This is a genomic window from Kitasatospora sp. NPDC015120 (assembly GCF_043080305.1).
GTDB lineage: Bacteria > Actinomycetota > Actinomycetes > Streptomycetales > Streptomycetaceae > Kitasatospora.
Genome location: NZ_JBIBVJ010000002.1, coordinates 695,637 through 719,021 on the forward strand (window position 1 = coordinate 695,637; position 23,385 = coordinate 719,021).

The window sequence follows — 23,385 nt, forward strand, 5'->3', positions numbered from 1 at the left end:
CGTGAAGCCGGTCGACCCCCGACTCCTCGGGTACGCCCGCACCATCCGGGCCTTCCTCGCCGGGACCGTCCTCCTGGGCACCGCGAACGCGGCCCTGGTGGTCGCCCAGGCGGGCCTGATCGCCGAGCTCGTGGTCCGCGGCTTCCAGCAGCGGACCGGGCTCGACGAGCTCACCGCCCCGCTGGCGCTGCTGGTGCTCACCGCGGTCGGACGCGGGCTGGTCGGCTGGCTCACCGAACTGACCGCGCACCGGTCCGTCGCCCGGGTGAAGTCCACCCTGCGGCGCCGGCTGCTCGACCACGCCACCGCGCTCGGCCCGGCCCACCCGGCGGGCCGGCGCACCGGCGAACTCACCGCCCTCGCCACCCGGGGCGTCGACGCGCTCGACGACTACTTCGCCCGCTACCTGCCGCAGCTGGCGCTCGCCGTGGTCGTCCCGGCCACCGTGCTGCTGCGGATCGTCGGCGCCGACGCCGCCTCGGCCGCGATCATCGCCGCCACCCTGCCGCTGATCCCGCTGTTCATGGTGCTGATCGGGATGGCCACCCAGGCCCGGATGGACCGCCAGTGGAGCACCCTCTCCCGGCTCTCCCACCACTTCCTGGACGTCGTCGCCGGGCTGCCCACGCTCAAGGTCTTCAACCGGGCCCGTGCCCAGGCCGGGACCATCGCCCGGATCACCGCCGACTACCGCAGGGCGACCCTGCGCACCCTGCGGATCGCCTTCGTCTCCTCCTTCGCCCTGGAGCTGCTCTCCACCCTCTCGGTCGCGCTGGTCGCCGTCTCGATCGGCTTCCGGCTGGTGAACGGCAGTCTCGACCTGGAGACCGGGCTGCTGGTCCTGATCCTCGCCCCCGAGGTCTACTTCCCGATCCGGCAGGTCGGCGCGCTCTACCACTCCAGCGTCGAGGGCCTGACCGCAGCGGACCGGATCTTCGAGGTGCTGGAGACCCCGCTGCCGGCCGCCGGCACGGTGCCCGCGCCCGCCCTCGCCGGGGCCCTCCTCACGGCCGACGGCCTCACCGTGCGGTTCCCCGGCCGCACCGCGCCCGCCCTCGACGACGCCGCACTGGTGCTGCGCCCGGGCGAGACCGTCGCGCTCACCGGCCCGTCCGGCGCCGGGAAGTCCACCCTGCTCGGCGTCCTGCTCGGCCTCACCGCCCCGGACGCCGGCCGGGTCCGGATCACCGCCGCCGACGGGCGGACGTACGACCTGGCCGAGCTGGAGCCGGAGAGCTGGCGGCGGCAGATCGCCTGGGTGCCCCAGCACCCGCACCTGTTCGCCGGCACCGTCGCCGACAACCTGCGGCTCCACCGGCCCGACGCCACCGACGAGCAGCTGTGGACGGCCCTGCGCTCCGCCCACGCCCTGGACTTCGTCACCCGGCTGGACGCCCCCCTCGGGGAGGACGGCGCCGGGCTCTCGGCGGGCCAGCGCCAGCGGCTCGCGCTCGCCCGGGTACTGCTCGCCGACGACCGCCCGCTCGTGCTGCTGGACGAGCCCACCGCCCACCTGGACGGCGCCTCCGAGGCGGCCGTGGTGGAGACCGTCCGGGCGCTGGCCGCCGACCCGGCGCGCACCGTGCTGCTGGTCGCGCACCGGCCGGCGCTGCTGGCCGCCGCCGACCGGCGGGTCCGGCTGGCCGGCCCGGCCGCTCCCCCGGCCTCTTCCGCGGCCGTCCCCGTGCCCGCGCACCGCGGCCGGCCCACCCCGCCTCCGGCGCAGGACGGTCCGGCGCCCGGCCGGGAGACGGCCCGGCCCCGGCTCGCCCTCTCCGTCCTGCTCGGCTCCCTCGCCCTCGGCTGCGCCGTCGCGCTGATGGCCACCTCCGGCTACCTCATCTCCCGCGCCTCCGAGATGCCGCCGGTCCTCCACCTGATGATGGCCGTCACCGCGGTGCGCGCCTTCGGCATCGGCCGCAGCGTCTTCCGCTACGCCGAGCGGCTGGTCTCGCACGACGCCGTGCTGCGCACCCTCGGCACCCTGCGCGCCGCCGTCTACCGCCGGCTCACCGTGCTCGCCCCGGCCGCGCTGCCCGCGTTCCGGCGCGGTGACCTGCTCTCCCGGCTGGTCGCCGACGTCGACGCCGTCCAGGACCACCACCTGCGCTGGCGGCTGCCGGCCGCCGTGGCCGCGGTGGTCTCGCTGGCCGCCGCCGTCGCGACGGGCGCCTTCCTGCCCGCCGCCGGACTGGTGCTCGGGCTCGGCCTGCTGCTGGCCGGGCTGGTGGTGCCCGCGCTGGCCGCCCGCTGGTCGGCCGCCGCCGAACGCCGCCAGGCCCCGGCGCGCGGAAGGCTCGCCACCGCCGTGCTGGACGCCTTCAGCGGGACGGCCGAACTCACCGTGGCCGGCGCGCTGCCCGGCCGGCTCGCCGCCGTCCGCGCCGCCGACGCCGCCCTCACCGGGCTGGCCGCCCGCTCGGCCGCCACCGCCGCGCTCGGCACCGGGCTGATCACCCTGCTCACCGGCCTCACCGTGGCGGCCGCCGCAGCCGTCGGCCTGCGCGGGGTCGAGTCCGGGGCGCTCGCCCCGGTCTGCCTGGCCGTGGTCGTGCTCACCCCGCTGGCCGCCTTCGAGGCCGTCACCGGCATGCCGCTCGCCGTCCAGGCCCGCCGGCGCAGCCTGGCCGCCTCGGCCCGGCTCGACGAGGTGCTGGACGCGCCCGCCGCCGTCGCCGAACCCGCCGCGCCGAAGGCCCTGCCCGAGCGGCCGCTGCCGATCGCCGTGCGCGGGCTGACCGCCCGCCACCCCGGCCAGGCGGGCGACGCGCTGTCCGGTGTCGACCTCGACCTCGCCGCCGGCCGGCGGATCGCCGTGGTCGGCCCCTCCGGCTCCGGCAAGACCACCCTCGCCCAGGTGCTGCTGCGCTTCCTCGGCCAGGACGCGGGGAGCGTGGTGCTCGCCGCCGGCCGCCCGCAGGCCGTGGACAGCCGGGAACTCGCCGGGGAGGACGTCCGCCGGGTGATCGGGCTCTGCGCCCAGGACGCCCACGTCTTCGACAGCTCGCTGCGCGAGAACCTCCGCCTCGCCCGCCCGGACGCGGACGAGGACGAACTGCGCGCCGCCCTCGCCGCCGCCCGGCTGCTGGACTTCACCGAGACCCTGCCGGACGGCCTGGACACCATGGTCGGCGAGCACGGCGCCCGCCTCTCCGGCGGCCAGCGCCAGCGGCTGGCGCTCGCCCGGGCGCTGCTCGCCGACTTCCCGGTGCTCGTCCTGGACGAGCCCGCCGAGCACCTCGACCTGCCCACCGCCGACGCCCTCACCGCCGACCTGCTCACCGCCACCGCCGGCCGCACCACCGTCCTGATCACCCACCGGCTGGCCGGCCTCGACGACACCACCGTCGACGAGGTGCTCGTCCTGGACGCCGGCCGGGTCGTCGAGCGCGGCCGCTGGTCCGAGCTCCTCGCCCTCCCGGGCGGGCGCCTGCGGGCGATGCGGGAGCGCGAGCGGGAGGGCGACGGGCTGCCGCTCGCGGTCGGCTGACCGGACGGGGCCGCCGGGCCGTCGCGTCGCTACATCCACTGAAAAGCGTACAAACTACGCTCGTCCTCATGGACCCCACGCCCGACCTGCCCGACTTCACCCCGCCGGAGCCGGAGCCCGACCAGGCGCCGCACCGCGTGCCCGAGATCTCCTCGCTCGGGCTGGACACGCTGGTCACCGAGGTGTCGGAGCGGCTGCAGTCGGCCGCCGCCGTCACCGACCGGATGCAGCGGCTGCTGGAGGCCGTGGTGTCGGTCGGCGCCGGGCTCGACCTGCACGCCACCCTGCACCGGATCGCCGCCGGCGCCGCCGAACTGGTGGACGCCCGGTACGCCGCGCTCGGGGTGGTCGCGCCCGGGGGCCACGGGCTGCAGGACTTCATCCACGTCGGCGTGGACGAGGAGACCGTCCGGGAGATCGGCGAGCTGCCGGTCGGCCGGGGCATCCTCGGCGCGCTGATCGACCGGCCCGAGCCGTTGCGGCTCACCGACCTCACCGCCGACCCGCGCTCGTACGGCTTCCCGCCGCACCACCCGGGGATGCGGACCTTCCTCGGCGAGCCGATCCGGATCCGCGACGAGGTGTTCGGCAACCTCTACCTCACCGAGAAGCGCGGCGGCGGCGCCTTCACCCCCGAGGACGAGCAGGTGGTGCACGCGCTGGCCGCCGCGGCCGGGGTCGCGATCGAGAACTCGCGCCTCTACGAGGAGGGGCGGCGCCGGGAGCGGTGGATCGCCGGCGCGGCGGCCGTGACCACCGCGCTGCTCTCCACCGACGAGGCCGAGGTCGCCCTCACCGTCGCGGCCGAGCAGGTCCGGGAGCTGGCGGACGCCGCGCTCGGGATGATCCTGCTGCCGACCGGGGACGGCCAGCTGCGGGTCGCCCACGCCTCCGGGGAGGCCGCCGAATTCGTCCGCGGCGAGCTGCTGCCGCCGGACAGCTTCGCCTCCCGGCTGCTCAAGGGGGAGAGCGTCCACCTCGACGACATGTCCACCGACCCGACCGTGGTGATCCGGCTCGCCCGCAGCTTCGGGCCCTCGCTGGCCGTGCCGATGGTCGCCGCCGGCCGGGTGCTCGGCGGGCTCTGCGTCTGGCGCTCGCGCGGCGCCGTGCCGTTCTCCGAGGCCGAGAAGCAGCTCGCCGAGACCTTCGCCTCGCAGGCCGCGCTGGCACTGCGGCTCGCCGAGGGCCAGCGCGACCAGCAGCGGCTCGCCGTCTTCCAGGACCGCGACCGGATCGCCCGGGACCTCCACGACCTGGTCATCCAGCGGCTCTTCGCCACCGGGATGATGCTGGAGGGCGCCGCCCGGCGGGCCATCGTCCCGGAGGTGAGGGTCCGCATCGGCGAGGCGGTGGACGAGCTGGACGCCACCATCCAGGAGGTCCGCACCACCATCTACGCGCTCCAGCACGACGACCAGGGCGACGAGCCGGACACCCTGCGGACCCGGGTGCTGCGCGAGTGCAGCCAGGCCGCGGCGGCGCTCGGCTTCAAGCCCTCGGTCTCCTTCGTCGGCCCGGTGGAGAGCCTGGTCGGCGAGAAGACCGGCCGTCAACTGCTGGCCGCCCTGCGGGAGATGCTCTCCAACACGGCCCGGCACGCCCGGGCCTCCCGGGTCGGCGTCGAGGTCGACGCCACCGTGCACCTGGACGACGGCGGCCGCCCGGTCGGCGGTGACCCGGAGTCGCTGGACCGCGGCGGGCGCCCCGGGGTCCTGCTGACCGTCACCGACGACGGCGTCGGCATCCCCGAGGGCGGCCGGCGCAGCGGCCTGCGGAACCTCGCCCGGCGGGCCGAGGCGCTGGGCGGTGACGCCTGGCACGAGCCCGGCCCGCACGGCAGGGGCACCCGGGTGCGGTGGACGGCCCGGCTCTGAACACCCGTCCGGCCGGTGGGGCCGCGTCGGGCCCCTTCGAACAGTCTGTAAACGACGGGGATCCGTGCCGGGTTCGGTTGGCGCGCGGTTGGTGTGCACTCGGTGAAAGTTTAACGAGAGAGAACTTCCCGGCCAACGGAGCAAGTTGTGCTTTTCGCGGCCTTCCGGCGCTCTCGTGTGCACACATAGCTTTACTCCCGTCTCGGAGAGAAACCGGACTGTGGGGGAGCAGTGGACGCGTCGAGCCGCGGTCACACCGCAGCAGGGGCAGGTCGAGGGGGGTTCCGGGCCGAACGGGCACCGGACGGGCGGTACCGATGGCAGTTGAAAGCACCGAACGGACGCGTCGTCGCGGTCACCCCGGCCGCGTACGAGACGGCCGGGGAGGCGGAGCGCGGCTTCGACGGCTTACGGGCCGGCGCGGACGGGCTCACCGCCCGGATCACGCACGTCCGGGACGGCATCGGCTGGATCTGGGTGATCCCCGGGTCGCGGACCCTGCCGGAGGTGCGGTCCAGCCGTGCCTACGAGCGGTACGCCACCTGTCAGAACGCCTTCCGGCGCTTCGTCGTGCTGCTGGCCAAGCAGCCGGCCCTGGAGCTTCCCGAACTCTCGGAACGCGGACCGTCGTTGAGAACGTCCGATGTCCGCTGACGGGCGCGGTCCGCGCCTGCTGACCGTCCCGGTGGGTGACCGCTCGCTCTCCTGGGCGCTGCGCGCAGCCAACGGGCGGCAGCTCGGCGTCGGCGTGCGGACCTACCGCGGCGAGGCGGAACTCGCCGATGCAGTACGCGAGTTGATCATCGAGCGGGCCGCGCTGCGATGTACCGTCGGCCAGTCCGAGGCCCGGCTGTGGGTGTGGACGGCGTACCTGCCGGTGCGCACCACCCGCCCGGGCGCCGCCGAGGCCGCCGGGCCGGTGGCCCGCAGCGCCCGCGGGTACCTGCGGCGCGACCAGTGCCAGGCCGGTGTGACCGGGTTCCTCGCCGGACTCCAGCGCCTGGGACACGACCTTCGCCGCTCCGGACGGGACGACGCCTGGCCGTTCTGACGGGCCGTCCGCCGCCGTCCCCAGCCGCCCTCGGGCGGCTTCTCGCGTTGGCCCCCGCCGCGCACCCGCTTCCCCCTCTTCCGGTGAAGCGCAGGTATCCGGCAACCCCCCGAGTCGCCACCTGGAGAAGAACGTCACCGGCCCCTGACCTGCGGCTTTCCCCCCCTTCACGGCCACGCTGACCTGTTGCTAAACCTCTCCGAACCGAGAAATCGACAATTGCCCGCGGCGGTCGTCCGCCCTTCCGACGGAACCGCGCCGACCGACAGGATCGGCACTGCCGGAACGGGCCGCCGCGGACGCGGCTCACGGCCCCGGGACTGACGACCAGTACCCGGGCAAGCGATGTACGTCTCTCCCACCGGAGGAACAGGAACATGCGCAAGACCGCTGCCAAGCTGCTCGCCGCCGCCGCCATCGCCACCTCGGTCGCCACCGTCGCCAGCGGCACCGCCGTCGCCGACCCGTCGACCCTGCCCACCCTGCCGCTCGCGCAGGACATCGTGGGTGTCGGCTCGGACACCACCCAGGCCGTCCTGAACCAGTTCTCGACCGACTACAACGCGTTCCTGGGTGCCGGCAGCACCCTGCCGCGTCTGTACAGCTGGGACGCGACCGGCACCTCGCCGATCACCACCAAGACCGGTGCCACCTCGCTGGCGCGCCCGAACGGCTCGTCCGCCGGCATCTCGGCGCTGGACGCCACCACCAAGACCACGGTCGACTTCGCCCGCTCCTCGCGCGGCCCGAAGAACAGCGTCCCGGGCGGCGCCGCCGGCGACCCGCTGACCGACCTGTTCGTGGCCTTCGCCAAGGACGCCGTCAGCTACGCCACCACCACCACGGGCAGCCACGCCCCGGCGAACCTGAGCAAGGCCGACCTGGTCAACATCTACAACTGCACCTACACCAACTGGAACCAGATCCCGGGCTACACGGGCGTGGGCGGCACCATCAAGGCCTACCTCCCGCAGAACGGTTCCGGCACCCGCTCCTTCTTCCTCCAGGCGCTGGGCCTGTCCAACGGTGGCGCCTGCGTCACGGCCAACCCCACCGTCCAGGAGAACCAGGGCACCGACACGATCCTGAACGACGCCGACGCGATCGTCCCCTACTCCGTCGCCCACTACATCGGCCAGGTCTACAACGGCCACGGTGCCGGTAGCGACCAGGCCGGGGCCCTGACCGTCCGCTCGATCGACAACGTCGTCCCGATCGACCCCACCAGCCACGTCCTGACCCTGGCCTTCTCCAACACCTCCTTCGGCCGCGTGATCTACAACGTCGTCCGTGAGGCCAACTGGAACGCCACCGACACCCAGGGCACCGCGCTGCGCGCGATCTTCGGCACCAACGGCTGGATCTGCAAGAACTCCGTCGCCGCCGCGGACATCACCAGCTACGGCTTCCGCACCCTGCCGACCGGCGCCTGCGGCAGCACCACCCACGCCACCAGCTGATCGCACCCCCGTACTCCCGGCGGCCAGGGGCTCCCGCCCCTGGCCGCCGGCCACGCCGGGCCGCTCCCCGGCGCCCGGCGGCACCACCGCACCACCGTGTGAAGGCACCACCGTGTGAAGGCACCACCGCACAGCACGACCCCACGGCCCCATGGCCGGACCGTTCCATCTTGCACACCTAGGAGAGCAGCATGTCCCGCACCAGCGCCCGTCTCGCCGCCGTCGCCACCGCTGTTGTACTCGCCACCACGGGCGCGGCCACCTCGGCCTCCTCCGCCGTCGCGGCCACCCCGGCCACGGGCAGCGCCGTGGTGAACGAGAGCAACACCTTCCTCGTCAACTCCCTCTCGGCGGGTGTCATGGTCTTCGCCCTCCCGACGGCCACGGGCTCCTACGACAGCGCGACGGGCCTGTCCGCGTCGTTCCCGGTGACCGGCGGCTCCGCCAACCTCCCGGCGTACTACGGGGACGTCCAGCTGGGCGGCGGCCTGCTCTTCATCAACCTGCGCACCGGCAAGTCCGCCGTCTTCAAGGACCTGTCCTTCAGCGTCACCACCTGGCAGATCACCGGCATCCCGCAGGGCGGCACCACCCCGGTCGCGCTGCTCGACCCGGCCGGTGACACCACGGTCTCCGGCAACGCCGCCGCCTCGTCGCTGCAGGCCTCCGACCTCCAGGTGGACGAGGAGGGTGCGAAGTACCTCGACACCAAGCTGAACACCACCTTCTTCACCGCGGGCCAGTCGGTGGGTTCGCTCTCCTTCACCTTCAAGGCCGGCAGCTGACACGCACCAGATGACGGCGGCGGGGTCCGGGTGTCCGGGCCCCGCTGTTCCGCGCTCCGGGAAACGGCCGGTGACGTGCGATCAACAAGGGTGGTTCGCAGGCGTGTTGTGGCCTCGTACACCCTGGCGATCCACGGCGTCCATGTACGGCTGGCCGAATGGTGACGGACCATCGGCGGCATCTGGCCACTCGCGCCGGGGTCCGGCCGGTTCCCCGTCTACGCGCGCAGCGCGTCCCTGGAGGTGCACGTCATGAGAGTCCGTCCACCGGGTTCGAGAGCCCTGGGGAGGTGGAAAAAGGGACTGCTGGCGCTGGGGACGGCCTGGGTCGTCGTAGGGGTCTCGGCGATCCTCCCGATGGGGGCCGGAACGACCTCGCAGGCGGCGGCCGCCACGGCGACGACCGTCGAGGGACCGGCCGTCTGGGACCCGGCGTCCGGGACGTACGGCGCCAAGGGCAAGGTCACGGTCTCCTCGACCACCAACCTCACCAACGAGGTGGTCCACGTCTCCTGGGAGGGCTTCACCCCGACCGTCGACCCGTTCGGCAATCCGGTGAAGTTCGTCAAGCTGAACAGTTCCACCGGCCAGGAGCTCTACCCCGTCCGGATCTACCAGTGTCGGGGCAAGAACCCCACCGTGCAGGACTGTTACGGCAGCACCAAGTTCAACCAGGACCCGTCCAAGGGCTTCCTCCAGCCGGCGCCCCCGCCGGGCACCATCACGCCGGAGTTCCCCTTCAACGGCGCGGTCCGGGTCACCGGTCCGGACGGCCGCGGCGAGGCGGACATCGAGGTCTGGACCTCGCAGGAGAGCCAGAGCCTCAACTGCGACGCCAACCACCCCTGTTCGCTGGTGGTGGAGGCCAACTACGGCGGTGACTCGCTCGGCTGGACCGACGAGAACCTCAAGATCAACTGCAAGGACCACTCGCTCGACAACCCGGCCATCAGCGGCTTCTTCGCGATGGCGTCGGAGTCGGTCTTCGCGATGAACGGCGCGGAGAACGACACCTGGAACCCGGGCGAGGCCTGCGCCTGGGAGAACCGGACCGTCATCCCGCTGGAGTTCGCCCCCACCGCGGGCGACTGCGAGGCCACCGCCATCGACCTGACGATGGGCGGTCTGGCGATGGCCAACCGGGCGATGCAGCAGTGGCGCGCGGGTCTGTGCCAGGGATCCGCGCCGCTCGGCGTCGACTACGTCGCGAACACCGGTGAGCCGCAGGCCCGGGCCAACTTCCGGGACAAGAAGGGGCCGGACGTCGCGCTGACCGCATGGCCGGAGGGCGAACCGGCCACCCGGCCGTACGTCTACGCCCCGCTGGCGACCTCGGCGATCTCGGTGGCCTTCCGGGTCGACGACGTCGTCAACTCCGGGCAGATCAAGAACCTGAACCTCACCCCGAGGCTCCTGGCGAAGATGCTGACCCAGTCCTACGCGATGGCCAAGGGCGTCACGATCGACTCGGTCGCCGGCAACCCGGTCTGCATCTTCGAGGACCCGGACTTCCTCGGCATCAACCAGCTCGACCCGGCGGGCGGCCAGCGCTTCCCCAAGTGCACCGACCAGTCCTGGCTGGCCGACTCGGCCCCGATCGTGCTCGGTGGCACCACCGACCTGATCTACCAGCTGACCTCCTGGATCGCCGCCGACCCGGAGGCCGCGGCCTTCCTGCGCGGCGAGCCGGACCCGTGGGGCATGCACCTCAACACCTTCTACCGGCAGCCGGCCTTCCCGGGTTACCCGGTGAACGCGATCCGGATCCAGGACTACTCCGGTCCCAACCAGTGGAAGTCCTACGAGATCAACCCGCTCAACAACGGGCTGGCCCAGGTGGCGCGCAACCTCCTGATGAACAAGCCCACCTGCCAGCTCCCGGACGCCGACGTCGACGGCAAGCACCCCAGCTGCCCGCCGGTCGACCCGGGCCGCCGCGGGCTGTTCGCGATCATGGACAGCGGCCAGGCCAAGGCCTACGGCATGTCCGAGGCCGCGCTGCGCAACCCGGCCGGGCAGTTCGTGACGCCGACCCTGGACACCCTCCGGACGGCTCTCGACACCATGCCGACCGAGGCCGCCTCCGGCACCCAGCGGCTGCCGTACGGCGTGGAGGGCACGGACTTCTCGAAGGCCGCCCGGGCGTACCCGCTGGCCGTCGTGCAGTACGCGATGGTGCCGACCGGCGGTCTCTCCGCGGCGAAGGCGAAGGCGGCCTCGGACTTCCTGCGGCGGGTCACCGACCCCGCCGAGGGACAGCGCTACGGCAACGAGCCCGGGCACCTGACCGCCGGGTTCCTCGCGCTGACGGACGCCCAGCGCACGCAGGCGCAGTCCGCCGTGGCGCACGTCGCGGCGCAGGACGGCACCTATCCCGGCAACCAGACCGGACCCGAGCAGCCGGAGCCCGAGGGCGGTAACGGCGGCACCGACGGCGGCACCACCGGTGGCGGCAACGGCGGGACCGACGGCGGCACCACCGGCGGGAGCGGCGGTACCACGGGCGGCACCACCGGCGGCAGCACCGGTGGCGCGAACGGCGGTACCACCGGCGGTCCGGGCGGCTCGGGCGGTTCGTCCGGCGGCGCCGGGTCCACCGGGTCCACCGGCTCCACCGGCACCGACGGCTCGGTGACCCCGGCCGACACCGGCGATTCCGGCTCCGGATCCACCGGCTCCGGCACCACCGGTACCAGCGGGTCGACCGGTGGCACGCGGTCCGGCGGTTCGGGCTCGTCCGGCTCGTCGGGCTCCGGCTCCGCCGGCACCACCGGTACCGGTGCGGCCGCGGCCGGCGGCACCGCCGCGGCTCCCGCGGCCGGCACGACGCCGGCCCCCGCCGCCCCGGCCAAGGCGACCGCGACCCCGGCCGCCACCTCCGGGCCGATCGCGGCCGCCCCGGTCGCCGCCGGGTCCCCGGCCGCCGACCGCTCCGGCGGTGCGCGGCTGCTGCTGCCGATCGCGCTGATCACCGGCGCGGTCCTCCTGGTGGGTGGCCCGCTGGCGCTCGTCCTGGCCGGTACGCCGGCCGGCGCGCGGATCGCCGCCGGGGCGTCCGGTCTGTGGGCGCGCCTGCGTCCGGGACCGCGCGCCTGACGGCGCGCGTCCCCACTCGGCGGGGCCGCCGTTCCGGCCCCGCCGAGTGCCTTCCGCTTCCCGCCAGTCCCCCCTGCACCTGTCCCGTACCGAGCGCGCCGGAGAGCAGACCATGACAGCCGCCGCCGAGCCCGCGACACCGTTCGCCGAGACTCCAGGCCAGCCGGACCCCGACGTACCCCGCACCATCACTGCCCCGTCCACGCCCGGCGACCGGGTGTTCCGCGGTCTCCTGCGGGCGGCCGGGCTCTCAGTCTTCGCGATCATGGGCCTGATCGCCTTCTTCCTCGTCCTGCGCGGCGCCGACGCCCTGCGCGAGGTGGGCTTCTCCTTCTTCACCGAGAAGAAGTGGCTGACCCAGGCGCACGACTTCGGCATCGCCTCGGTGCTGCCGAACGGCCTGCTGATCGCCGTGATCGCCCTGGTGATCGCCGTGCCGGTGGCGCTGACCACGGCCGTCTTCATCTCCGAGTACGCGCCGGTCCGGCTCCGGGCGACGCTGGTCTCGCTGATCGACCTGATGGCCGCGATCCCCAGCATCGTCTACGGCCTCTGGGGCCTGTTCTTCCTCCAGCCGCGGATCATCGGCTTCGCCCGGTGGATGTCCAACCACCTCGGCGACACGATCCCGTTCCTCAAGGTGCGCACCGGTGACATCGGCACCTCCTACACCTCGTCGACCTTCATCGCCGGCGTGGTCGTCTCGCTGATGATCATCCCGATCGTCACCTCGCTCAGCCGGGAGGTGTTCTCCCAGGCCCCGCAGGGCGAGCGGGAGGGCGCCTACGCGCTCGGCTCGACCCGCTGGGGGATGGTGCGCACGGTGGTGCTGCCCTTCGGCCGCGGCGGTGTGATCGGCTCCGTGATGCTCGGCTTCGGGCGCGCGATGGGCGAGACGATCGCCGTCGCGCTGATCATCTCGCCCAGCTTCGACCGGATCACCCACGTCCTGGAGAACGGGGCCAACTCGATCTCCGCACTGATCGCCCTGCGCTACGGCGAGTCGGACCCGCTCTCGCTCTCCGCCCTGATGGCGGCCGGCCTGGTGCTGTTCGGGCTCACCCTGCTGGTGAACGTGGCGGCCGGGTTCGTGATCAACCGGTCCCGTTCCGGCGCGGCGACGGCGGACTGACCGTGGACCTCTTCCCCCGCCCCCGCCCGCTGCCGCCCCGTCGTGAAGGGACGACCCGATGACCACCCTCGACCTGCCGGCCGAGACCGTGCCCGCACCGGCCCGGGAGAAGGCCGCACCACCGCCCGAGCGCAGGATCCGGATCGGCGGGGTGACCCGCGAGGACGTGCTGACCGTCCTCGGCGCGCTGACCGGCTCGCTGGCGCTGGACTGGATCCTCTACGAGCGGGTCATGCCGTTCAGCGGTGCCCTCGGCTTCCTGCTCTGCTGGTACCTGCTCTTCCTCACCGGGTACACCCTGCTCGGCGGGCTCCAGTGGGGCGCGCTGCTGGTGCGCGAGCGGCTGGTGTCGGTGGTCGCCTGGAGCGCCGGCCTGCTGGTGCTGGCGCTGATCGCCGACCAGATCGGCTACATCGCGATGCGCGGCTACGAGGCGGCGCAGCACCTCAACTTCTTCACTGAGTCGATGGAGACCACCTCCGCGCTCTCCCCGATCACCTCCGGCGGCGCGCTCCACGCCGTCGTCGGCTCGCTCGAACAGCTCGGCCTGGCCACGCTGTTCGCCGTTCCGCTGGGCATCGCCGCGGCGGTCTTCATGTCCGAGGTCGGCGGCCGGATGGCCCGCCCGGTGCGGACCCTGGTGGAGGCGATGACCGCGCTGCCGTCCATCGTGGCCGGCCTGTTCATCCTCGGCGTGGTGATCATCACCCTGGGCTTCGAGAAGAGCGGGTTCGCCGCCTCGCTGGCCCTGACCGTGATGATGATGCCGATCGTCACCCGCGCCGCCGAGGTGGTGATCCGGCTGGTGCCGGGCACCCTGCGGGAGGCGTCCTTCGCGCTCGGCGGCAGCCAGTGGCGCACGGTGTGGAACGTCGTGCTGCCCACCGCCCGGCCCGGCCTGGTGACCGCGGTGGTGCTCGGCATGGCGCGCGGCGTCGGCGAGACCTCGCCGGTGCTGCTCACCTCGGGCTTCACCACCCAGCTCAACGCCAACCCGTTCAGCGACCGCCAGGTGTCGCTGCCGCTCTACATCTGGAACTACGTCAAGACGCCGTACCCCGACATGGTCGCGCGGGCCTTCGCGGCCGCGCTGACCCTGATGACCATGGTGCTGATCCTCTTCGTCACCGCCCGTGTGATCGGCGGCCGCCGTCCCGGTCAGCTGACCCGCCGCCAGCGCCGGCGGATCGACCGCGCGGCCCGGGCCGCCGAGAGCGGCGCCCGGCGCCGGACGGCCGAGGCCGGGGGGTTCGCGGTGGCGGGAGCGCACCGCACCGCCGGCGCTGCCGGGACCGCCGGGACCGCCGTGGCGGGAGTGCGCTGATGTCCGTAACAACCACCCTCCGTACCAGAGGAGTTCCCATGTCGTGGGAGGCCGTCCGCCGACCCGTGGCACGTACCGCTGCCATGCTGCTCACCCTGTGCCTCACCGCGGCCGCGCTGTTGCTGGGGCAGAGCGTCCCGGCGTTCGCGGCCACCTCCTTGAACGCCGACGGGTCGAGCTGGGCCGGTCCGGCCATCGACCAGTGGCGCAACGACGTCAACCCGATGGGCATCAAGATCAACTTCAGTGCGACCGGCTCCGCGGCCGGCCGCGCCCAGTGGGCCATCGGGCAGAACGACTTCACCGCCTCCGACGTCCCCTTCCGCACCCAGGTCGACACCGGCCTCGGCGAGGGCGGCCACACCGGCGGCGCGGGCAACGTCGAGAACCCGGTGTACGGGTACTCCTACGTCCCGATCACCGCGGGCGGCACCGCGTTCATGTACAACCTGTCGGTCGGCGGCAAGCAGGTCCGCGACCTGCGCCTGTCGCCGAAGACCATCGTGGACATCTTCACCGGCAAGATCACCAACTGGAACGACCAGCGGATCACCGACGACTACGGCAAGGCGCTCCCGTCGACGGTGATCACCCCGGTCATCCGCTCGGACGGCTCGGGCGCCACCGCCCAGTTCACCCGCTGGATGCAGCACACCTACCCGTCCGAGTGGGAGGCCTACTGCCGCAGCGTCAACAACGTCCCGTGCGGTGACTACACGGAGTTCTTCCCGAAGTCCGGCCGGATGACCGCGCTCAACGGCTCCGACGTCGTCGCGAACTACATCATGGGCTCCGCGGGCCTCGGCACCATCGGGTACGACGAGTACGCCTTCGCCAAGGCCAGCAGCTGGCCGGTCGTCAAGGTGCTGAACCCGGCCGGGTACTTCACGCTGCCCACCGCCTCCAACGTCGCCGTCGCCCTCACCGCCGCCAAGATCCGCGGCGTGGACGACAACACCCCGCCGAGCGACCCGAACTTCCTCCAGCAGAACCTCAACGACGTCTACACCAACGGCGACCCGCGGTCCTACCCGGTCTCCAGCTACAGCTACCTGATCGTTCCGCGCAAGGACGCCGCACTGCCCCCGCCGCCGCGCTTCAACGACGACAAGGGCAGTGCGCTCAGCCGCTTCATCTCCTACGTGCTCTGCGCCGGCCAGGGCAAGGCCGACGACCTGGGCTACTCGCCGATCCCCCGCAACCTGGTGCGCGGCGGGATCCTGCAGTCCACCCACATCCCCGGCAACGCCAGCCCGGTCGACCCCAACTCGCTCGCCAACTGCCCCAACCCCACCTTCACCGGTGAGGAGCTGACCGTCCTCAAGAACGCCCCGCAGCCCAGCGAGTGCGACAAGAAGGGCGCCCCGCTGGACTGCAAGCCGGGCTCGACCGGCGGCGCCTCGGGCGGCTCCGGCGGCGCGGCCTCCGGCGGGTCCGGTTCCGGTGGCGCGGCCTCCGGTGGCTCCGGCAAGGGCGCCGGTTCCGGCGGCGCGGCCTCCGGCGGGTCCGGCAAGGGCGCCGGTTCCGGTGGCGCGGCCTCCGGCGGCGCGGGCGCCGCCGGCAGCACCGGTGCCACCAGCGCCTCCACCGGCACCGGGGGCACCGGCGCGGCGGGCGCCGGCAAGACCGGCACCCAGACCCCCGGGGCCACCGGCGCCGCGGGGGCCGGCTCGGGCACCGGCGGGGCCGGCGGCACGGGCGGCGCCGACGCCGCGGGCACCGGCGCGGCGGGCGACCCCAACGCCCCGGCAGCCGGCGCCGCCGACCCGAACGCGCCGGCCGCCGAGGGCGGGGACCCGGCCGCCGTCGAGGAGGTCGTCGACCCGCAGACCGGCCAGGTGGTCGCCCGCGGCCGCAGCGGCGCCGGCACCGAGGTCGCGGCGGACGTCGTCGAGGTCGCCGGCCGTCCGGAGGACTGGACCCTGAGCACCCTCACCGCGCTCGAACTGCTCGCCGTCGTCATCGTCCCGCCGCTGCTCGGCCGCCGCCTGCTGCGCCGCCGGTCGCAGACGGGCGGCCGGTCATGACGGCCCCCGCCCTGGAGAAGCCCGTCGGGCCGGCGCAGTCCGCGCCGGCCCCGGCGGCCGACCCCGCCCCCGCCGCGCAGAGCGCCGGGTCCGGCTCCGCTTCCGGCGGCTCCGGCCGGACCGCCAAGCGGGTCCGGTTCCTGCAGGGGGCCTGGGCGGTGAGCCTGTTGGCGGCGATCACCATGGGCTTCGTCGGCTACCTGTTCACCCTCTCGCACGTGCAGCAGAAGCACTTCCAGTCCACCGCCTACAAGTCCTTCCGCGACCAGCTCGGCAAGGCGACCGCGCCGACCGGCAAAGCGCCGGACGGCTCCCCCGTCGCCCTGCTGGACATCCCCGCGATCGGACTGCACCAGGTGGTCGTGGTGGAGGGCACCACCGGCCGGGACCTCATGCGCGGTCCCGGCCACCGCCGGGACACCGCGCTGCCCGGACAGACCGGCGTCGCGGTGCTGTTCGGCCGCGGGGCGACCTTCGGGGCGCCGTTCGCCGAGCTGACCAAGCTGCGGGTGGGCGACAAGATCGAGGCCACCACCGGACAGGGCCGGTTCACCTACACCGTCAACGTGTACGGCGACGAGGACCACCCGATCGCGGACCCGGTGCGCAACCGGCTGGTGCTGGTCACCAGCGACTCCGACTGGATCCCGCGCTCCACCGTGATGATCGGCGCCCGGCTGGACGACGACCCGGTGGCCAACCCGGGCGGCCGTCCCGCCACCGTGCCGTACGACAAGGCGCTGGCCGCCGACAAGGGCGCGCTGGCCACGCTGCAGCTGTGGACGCTGGGCCTGCTCGGCGCGGTGACCGCGGTCGTCGTGCTGGCCCGGTACTGGCACCGCTCGGCCGCCTACCTCAGCCTCGCGCCGGTGATCGGCGCGCTGCTCTGGGCGGTCTACGAGAACGCCGCCGCCCTGCTGCCCAACCTCTACTGAAGCGCGCCCGGAGGACCGTACCGATGACGGATGCACCGATGACCGACCTGCCGCACCACCAGGCCCCGGGGGCCGACGAGACCACGATGACGCTGCCGGCCGCCGACCACGCCGGGCAGGACGGGCAGCTGCTCTACCCGCAGGACGCGCACTACGAGGGCTACGAGGGCTACGAGCAGGCACCCGTGCTGGCCGGGCTGGAGACCCGCGACGTCTCCGCCTGGTTCGGCTCCCGCAAGGTGCTGGAGCGGGTCTCGCTCGCCATGCCCGCCGGCGAGGTGACCGCCCTGATCGGCCCGTCCGGCTGCGGCAAGTCCACCTACCTGCGGATCCTCAACCGGATGCACGAGATGGTCCGCGGCGCCGCGCTCTCCGGCCAGGTGCTGTTGGAGGGTGACGACGTCTACCGCCCCGGCCGGCGCCCCGCCGAGGTGCGCCGCCGGATCGGCATGGTGTTCCAGCGGCCCAACCCGTTCCCGGCGATGTCCATCAAGGACAACGTCTCCAGCGGTCTCAAGCTCGCCGGGATCAAGGTGTCCAAGGACGAGCGCGAGCACCTGGTGGAGACCAGCCTGCGCCAGGCCGGTCTCTGGGACGAGGTGGCCAGCCGCCTCGACGCCCCCGGCGGCTCGCTCTCCGGCGGCCAGCAGCAGCGCCTGTGCATCGCGCGGTCGCTGGCGGTCTCGCCGGACATCCTGCTGATGGACGAGCCCTGCTCGGCGCTCGACCCGACCTCGACCCGCCGGGTCGAGGAGACCATCGAGGAGCTGCGCGGCCGGCTCACCATCGTGATCGTGACCCACAACATGCAGCAGGCCCAGCGCGTGTCGCAGAGCTGCGCGTTCTTCCTGGCCACCCACGACACCCCCGGCCGGATCGTCGAGGCCGGGCCGACCGAGCAGGTCTTCCACCACCCGCGCGACCAGCGGACCGCCGACTACGTCAACGGCCGCTTCGGATAACCGCGGCCGCGGCCGCCCTCACTCGCCGCGGTGCCGGAGGATCTCCTCCAGCACCGCGGCGACGCCGTCCTGCTCATTGCTCACGGTGTGCAGCGGCACCGCCGCCAGCACCTGCGGATGGGCGTTGGCCACGGCGTACGCGGTGCCGGCCCAGGCCAGCATCTCCAGGTCGTTCGGCATGTCGCCGAAGGCCACCACCTCGCTCCGGTCGATCCCCCGCCCGGCGCACCAGCGGGCCAGCGTGCTCGCCTTGGTGACGCCGGGCGCACTGATCTCCAGCAGCGGTATCGGCGCCGAGCGGGTGATCTCGGCGAGCTCCCCGGCGGCGTCCCTGGCCTCGGCGAGCAGCTTGTCCGGGTCCAGGTCCGGGTGCTTGGCGAGCAGCTTGAACAGCCCGCGCACCGCGCCGCCCGGGCCGAGCAGCTCCTCGGCCGGGCCGACCGGGTGGTTCTCGTCCTGCCCCCACATCCGCACCTCGTAACCGGGCTCCCGGGCGAACCCGTCCGGGTACTCGAAGGCGAACGCGGTGCCCGGCAGCTTGGCGCGCAGCCGCCGCACCACCGCCAGCGCGTCCTCGGCCGTCAGCGGGAACGACTCCAGCAGCGCCCCGCGCCGCACGTCCACCACGGCGCCGCCGTTCGAGCAGATCGCCACCCCGTGGCCGCCGATGTGCGCGCTCACCTGCTGCATCCAGCGCGGCGGGCGGCCGGTCACGAACACCACCTGGATCCCGGCCGCCTCGGCGGCGGCCAGCGCGGCGGCGGTGCGCTCGGTGACGGTGCCGCCGGAGCAGAGCAGCGTGCCGTCCAGATCGGTGGCGATCAGCCGGGTCGGGGGAGCGGTGCGCGGTGTGGTCACCGCTCCATCTTCGCCCACCGCCGACGCTGCCCCCACTCCCCGTCCCGTCCCCGTCCCGTCCGCGCCGTGATCACCGCGGCACGTTTCGGCCCCCGCTGCGCCAGTTCCGGCCGATCCGCCCGCCTCCGGGGTGTCCCACCGCCTCCCACCGGGCAGGACCCACTCGGCCACCCCGTCGGCAGGAAGAGCCATGCGAACGCGCCAGGTCCGAGACGAGATCGAGATCGAGCCCGCGCCCCTCCCCGAGGAGCAGGCCCCACCGCCCTCCCGCGAACCCGTGCTGATCGGCGACATCCTCTTCGAGACCCTCGCCGACCTCGCCCGCCGCACCACCCCCGCCCCCGCCCTGCGCCTGCCCGCCCAACGCCCCCACCCCTGAACCCCTCCCGCGTGCCGCGCGACGAGCTGCCCGGCGTCGGGTCCGACACGGAGCCGCTGCGCCCCGGCCCCCGTGCCCCGGAGACCATAGGGTCGGGAGCATGCGACTGAGCACGGTGATCCTCCCCATCCACCGGTGGGGCGAGGGACAGAAGATCTGGCGGCGGGCCGAGGACCTCGGCTTCCACGCCGCGTACACCTACGACCACCTCTCGTGGCGGAGCTTCCGCGACGAGCCGTGGTTCGGCGCCGTCCCGACCCTGACGGCCGCCGCCACCGCCACCGAGCGGCTGCGGCTGGGGACGCTGGTGACCTCGCCGAACTTCCGGCACCCGGTGACCCTGGCGAAGGACCTGATCACCCTCGACGACGTCTCGGGCGGGCGGCTGACGGTGGGGATCGGGGCCGGCGGGACCGGCTACGACGCGACGGCGCTGGGCCGGCGGGCGTGGACGCCGAAGGAGCGGGCGGACCGCTTCGAGGAGTTCCTGCCGCTGCTCGACGAACTGCTGCGCAACGACGCGACGACCCGTGAGGGCGCCTACTACTCGGCGGTCGAGGCCCGCAACATCCCCGGCTGCGTGCAGCGCCCCCGGGTGCCGTTCTACGTGGCCGCGGCCGGACCGCGCGGCCTGCGGCTGGCCGCCGAGTACGGCCAGGGCTGGGTGACCTACGGCGACCCGAAGGGGCCGGCGGACGTGCCGGCCGAGCAGGCGCCCGCGGTCGTCGCGACGCAGATCGAGAAGCTGACGGCCGCCTGCGAGGAGAAGGGCCGGGACGTCGCGACGCTGGAGAAGATGCTGCTCCAGGGCTCGACGGCGGAGCGGCCGCTGGCCTCGCTGGACGCCTTCGTGGACTGGGCGGGCACCTACCGGGAGCTGGGCATTACCGAGCTGGTGGTCCACTGGCCGGTGCCGGACTCGATCTTCGCGAACGACGTCGCGGTCTTCGAACGGATCGCCACCGAGGGCCTCGCGCAGCTGGGTTGACGCTGGCCCGGGGCGGCGGACGGGGGCCGCCGCCCCCGGGGCGGGAGCGGTGATCCCCTAGGGGAAAGGGGTGCTGCCGTCATACCGGAGCAGCAGGCGGCGTCGTCATCGCAGCTCATGACCGCAGGCGCGGACGGCACTACGTTGAGGGCCGTGTCCACTGTCATCAAGACGGACGGCCTCACCAAGAGGTTCCCCCGGGTGACCGCCCTCGATCGGCTGACCGTTGAGGTCGAGCCCGGGGTGGTCGGCCTGGTGGGGGCGAACGGGGCGGGCAAGTCCACACTCATCAAGATCCTGCTGGGGCTGGCCCCGGCGACCTCCGGAACCGGGCGGGTGCTCGGGCTGGACATCGCCACCCAGGGGTCGGAGATCCGCGAGCAGGTCGGCTACATGCCGGAGCACGACTGCCTGCCGCCGGACGTCTCGGCCACCGAGTTCGTGGTGCACATGGCGCGGATGGCCGGGCTGCCGGCCGCCGCGGCCCGCGAGCGGACGGCGGACACGCTGCGGCACGTCGGGCTCTACGAGGAGCGCTACCGCCCGATGGGCGGCTACTCGACGGGCATGAAGCAGCGGGTGAAGCTGGCCCAGGCGCTGGTGCACGACCCGAAGCTGGTGCTGCTGGACGAGCCGACCAACGGGCTGGACCCGGTGGGCCGGGACGACATGCTGGCGCTGATCCGCCGGGTGTACACCGACTTCGGCATCTCGGTGCTGGTCACCACCCACCTGCTCGGCGAGCTGGAGCGCACCTGCGACCACCTGGTGGTCATCGACGGCGGCAAGCTGCTGCGCTCCTCGTCCACCGCGTCGTTCACCGGGACGACGGCCACCCTGGCGGTCGAGGTGACGGACCACCCGCAGGACCACGGCCTGGACGCGAGCGCCGCGGTGCGCGAGCGGCTGACGGCGCGCGGTCTCTCGGTGGAGACCGAGGGCACGCGCGTCCTGCTGGTGCGGCTGGCCGGTGACGACACCTACGACACGATCCGGGACGCGGTCGCGGACCTCGGGCTCGGCCTGGTGCGGCTGGAGGAACGGCGGCACCGGGTCGCCGAACTGTTCACCCGGGACGCGGACACGACGGGGACGACGGAGAACGAGGGGAGTACCGCAGATGTCGCTGCCTCCTGAGTTCCGGCCGGCCGACACCGGCGTCATCCACGACATCGGCTACCGCGGCTACACCGGGCCCCGGCTCGGCCGGGCGTACGCCACGCGCTCGCTGTTCACCCAGAGCCTGCGCGCCGCGTACGGCCTCGGGCGGTCCGGCAAGTCCAAGGTGCTGCCGATGATCGTGCTCGGCGTGGTCACCGTGCCGGCCCTGATCATCGTGGCGGTCGCCGTGATGACCTCCTCCGACCACCTCCCGGTGGACTACGCGCAGTACCTCGGCTCGATCGGGCTGGTGCTCTCGATCTTCCTCGCCTCGCAGGCGCCGGTGCTGTTCTCCCGGGACCTGCGCCACCACACCGTGCCGCTGTACTTCTCCCGCCCGATCACCCGCGCCGACTACGTGCGGGCCAAGTTCGGGGCGATGGCCTGCGCCCAGCTGCTGCTGATGCTGGCGCCGCTGGTGGTGCTGTACGTCGGCTCGCTGCTGGTCAAGCTGGACTTCGGCGACCAGACCGAGCACTTCTTCTACGGCCTGGTGGCGGCGGTGCTCTACGCCCTGGTGCCGACCTCGGTCGCGGTGGTGATCGCCGCCGCCACGCCGCGCCGCGGCTTCGGGGTGGCCGCGATCATGGGCTACCTCGCGATCAGCACCGCGGTGGTCGCGATCGTGGTCGGGATGAGCAGGACGACCGTCGGCTTCGACGAGAACCTCCCGGACTCCGCGCAGTGGGCGGTGCTGCTGTCGCCCGGCGGGCTGGTGGAGAGCCTGACCAACGAGCTGTTCGACCTCGGCAGCGGCACCGAGCGGCTGCACGCGCCGGGCGGGCTCGGCCTGCTGGTGTTCACCGCCGTCGCCGCCGCGATGGTGGCCGGCTCGTACCGGCTGCTGCTGCGCCGCTACCGCAACGTTTGAGAGGGCGTCATGGCCACCATCACCATCGACAAGGTCTCCCGCTGGTTCGGCAACGTGGTCGCCGTCAACGACGTCAGCATGGCGATCGGCCCCGGCATCACCGGCCTGCTGGGGCCGAACGGGGCCGGGAAGTCGACCCTCATCCACATGATGAGCGGCTTCCTGGCGCCGTCCACCGGGGCGGTGACCCTGGACGGCACGCCGATCTGGCGCAACCAGCAGGTGTACCGGCAGATCGGTCTGGTCCCCGAGCGGGAGTCGATGTACGACTACCTGACCGGCTGGGAGTTCGTCCTCGCCAACGCCGAACTGCACGGGCTGGCGCACCCGGGTGCCGCGGCCCGCAGGGCACTCGCCCTGGTCGAGATGGAGTACGCCCAGGAACGGCGGACCGGCACCTACTCCAAGGGCATGAAGCAGCGGGTCAAGATGGCCTCGGCGCTGGTCCACGACCCGGCCGTGCTGCTGCTGGACGAGCCGTTCAACGGCATGGACCCGCGCCAGCGGCTCCAGCTGATGGACCTGCTGCGGCGGTTCGGCTCGGACGGCAGGACGGTGCTGTTCTCCTCGCACATCCTGGAGGAGGTCGAGCAGCTGGCCCGGCACATCGAGGTCGTGGTGGCCGGACGGCACGCCGCCTCCGGCGACTTCCGCAGGATCCGCCGGCTGATGACCGACCGCCCGCACCGCTACCTGGTCCGCTCCAGCGACGACCGGCGGCTCGCGGCGGCGCTGATCGCCGATCCGTCGACCTCCGGGATCGAGCTGGACCGGCAGGACAACGCCCTGCGCATCCAGGCGGTGAACTTCCAGGGCTTCACCACGCTGCTGCCGAAGGTCGCCCAGCGGGCCGGCATCCGGCTGTACACCGTGGCACCGGCGGACGAGTCGCTGGAGAGCGTGTTCTCCTACCTCGTCTCCGCCTAGCGGCGCGCAGCGGGGGCACCGCCCCGCCGACCGGCACCCACCACCAAGGACCTCAGGAAGGC

Annotated in this window: 18 protein-coding genes; 17 read left to right on the top strand and 1 reads right to left on the bottom strand. The window is 73.6% G+C overall.

Translation table 11 applies throughout. The features are described 5' to 3' along the window. The first annotated feature begins 1 nt into the window (after position 1). From cydD to ACF1AK_RS07935, 12 genes are all read left to right on the top strand, one after another. Complete coding sequence (cydD, locus tag ACF1AK_RS07880; RefSeq protein WP_391497847.1) at positions 2-3,490, top strand: thiol reductant ABC exporter subunit CydD; 3,489 nt, start codon at positions 2-4, stop codon at positions 3,488-3,490. Between the two features lie 68 nt (positions 3,491-3,558). Further along, entirely contained in the window at positions 3,559-5,367 is a 1,809-nt protein-coding gene (locus ACF1AK_RS07885; protein WP_391497848.1) for a GAF domain-containing protein, read from the top strand. A 324-nt stretch (positions 5,368-5,691) separates the two neighbouring features. Beyond that, entirely contained in the window at positions 5,692-6,021 is a 330-nt protein-coding gene (locus ACF1AK_RS07890; protein ID WP_391497850.1) for a hypothetical protein, read from the top strand. Then, positions 6,011-6,418 carry a hypothetical protein gene (locus tag ACF1AK_RS07895; protein ID WP_391497851.1) on the top strand — a complete coding sequence of 136 codons (408 nt, stop codon included), beginning with the start codon at positions 6,011-6,013 and terminating at the stop codon, positions 6,416-6,418. The genes ACF1AK_RS07890 and ACF1AK_RS07895 overlap by 11 nt, the downstream gene beginning before the upstream one ends. Before the next feature lie 377 nt (positions 6,419-6,795). Next, positions 6,796-7,878: a substrate-binding domain-containing protein gene (locus ACF1AK_RS07900; RefSeq protein WP_391497852.1), complete on the top strand. Its 1,083-nt coding sequence runs from the start codon at positions 6,796-6,798 to the stop codon at positions 7,876-7,878. A gap of 191 nt (positions 7,879-8,069) precedes the next feature. Further along, positions 8,070-8,663, top strand: coding sequence for a hypothetical protein (locus tag ACF1AK_RS07905; protein WP_391497854.1), 594 nt, complete (start codon positions 8,070-8,072; stop codon positions 8,661-8,663). Positions 8,664-9,020: 357 nt separating this feature from the next. Beyond that, positions 9,021-11,759 (top strand): hypothetical protein, encoded by a 2,739-nt coding sequence (locus tag ACF1AK_RS07910; RefSeq protein WP_391497855.1) that lies wholly within the window; start codon positions 9,021-9,023, stop codon positions 11,757-11,759. A gap of 112 nt (positions 11,760-11,871) precedes the next feature. Continuing rightward, positions 11,872-12,891, top strand: a complete 1,020-nt coding sequence (gene pstC, locus ACF1AK_RS07915; protein WP_391497856.1) for a phosphate ABC transporter permease subunit PstC — start codon at positions 11,872-11,874, stop codon at positions 12,889-12,891. A 58-nt stretch (positions 12,892-12,949) separates the two neighbouring features. Continuing rightward, a complete protein-coding gene (gene pstA / locus ACF1AK_RS07920) occupies positions 12,950-14,215 on the top strand; it encodes a phosphate ABC transporter permease PstA (RefSeq protein WP_391497857.1) in 1,266 nt (421 codons plus the stop codon). Between the two features lie 38 nt (positions 14,216-14,253). Beyond that, positions 14,254-16,242, top strand: a complete 1,989-nt coding sequence (locus ACF1AK_RS07925; RefSeq protein WP_391497858.1) for a substrate-binding domain-containing protein — start codon at positions 14,254-14,256, stop codon at positions 16,240-16,242. Next, positions 16,239-17,177 (top strand): class E sortase, encoded by a 939-nt coding sequence (locus ACF1AK_RS07930; protein WP_391497859.1) that lies wholly within the window; start codon positions 16,239-16,241, stop codon positions 17,175-17,177. Before ACF1AK_RS07925 ends, ACF1AK_RS07930 begins: the two co-directional genes overlap by 4 nt. A gap of 185 nt (positions 17,178-17,362) precedes the next feature. After that, positions 17,363-18,139 (top strand): phosphate ABC transporter ATP-binding protein, encoded by a 777-nt coding sequence (locus ACF1AK_RS07935; protein WP_391498047.1) that lies wholly within the window; start codon positions 17,363-17,365, stop codon positions 18,137-18,139. 18 nt (positions 18,140-18,157) lie between these two features. Here the strand turns inward: ACF1AK_RS07935 and ACF1AK_RS07940 are convergent, their stop codons facing one another. Next, a complete protein-coding gene (locus tag ACF1AK_RS07940) occupies positions 18,158-18,997 on the bottom strand; it encodes an HAD-IIB family hydrolase (protein WP_391497860.1) in 840 nt (279 codons plus the stop codon). 190 nt (positions 18,998-19,187) lie between these two features. On the opposite strand from ACF1AK_RS07940, the gene ACF1AK_RS07945 reads away from it, so the two are divergent. The 5 genes from ACF1AK_RS07945 to ACF1AK_RS07965 all read left to right on the top strand — a co-directional run bounded on the left by ACF1AK_RS07945 (position 19,188) and on the right by ACF1AK_RS07965 (position 23,323). Further along, complete coding sequence (locus tag ACF1AK_RS07945) at positions 19,188-19,376, top strand: hypothetical protein (RefSeq protein ID WP_391497861.1); 189 nt, start codon at positions 19,188-19,190, stop codon at positions 19,374-19,376. Positions 19,377-19,476: 100 nt separating this feature from the next. Then, entirely contained in the window at positions 19,477-20,364 is an 888-nt protein-coding gene (locus tag ACF1AK_RS07950) for an LLM class flavin-dependent oxidoreductase (RefSeq protein WP_391497862.1), read from the top strand. A gap of 117 nt (positions 20,365-20,481) precedes the next feature. Continuing rightward, entirely contained in the window at positions 20,482-21,501 is a 1,020-nt protein-coding gene (locus ACF1AK_RS07955) for an ABC transporter ATP-binding protein (protein WP_391497863.1), read from the top strand. Continuing rightward, positions 21,485-22,396, top strand: coding sequence for an ABC transporter permease (locus ACF1AK_RS07960; protein ID WP_391497864.1), 912 nt, complete (start codon positions 21,485-21,487; stop codon positions 22,394-22,396). Before ACF1AK_RS07955 ends, ACF1AK_RS07960 begins: the two co-directional genes overlap by 17 nt. A gap of 9 nt (positions 22,397-22,405) precedes the next feature. After that, a complete protein-coding gene (locus ACF1AK_RS07965) occupies positions 22,406-23,323 on the top strand; it encodes an ABC transporter ATP-binding protein (protein ID WP_391497865.1) in 918 nt (305 codons plus the stop codon). Positions 23,324-23,385: the final 62 nt, after the last annotated feature.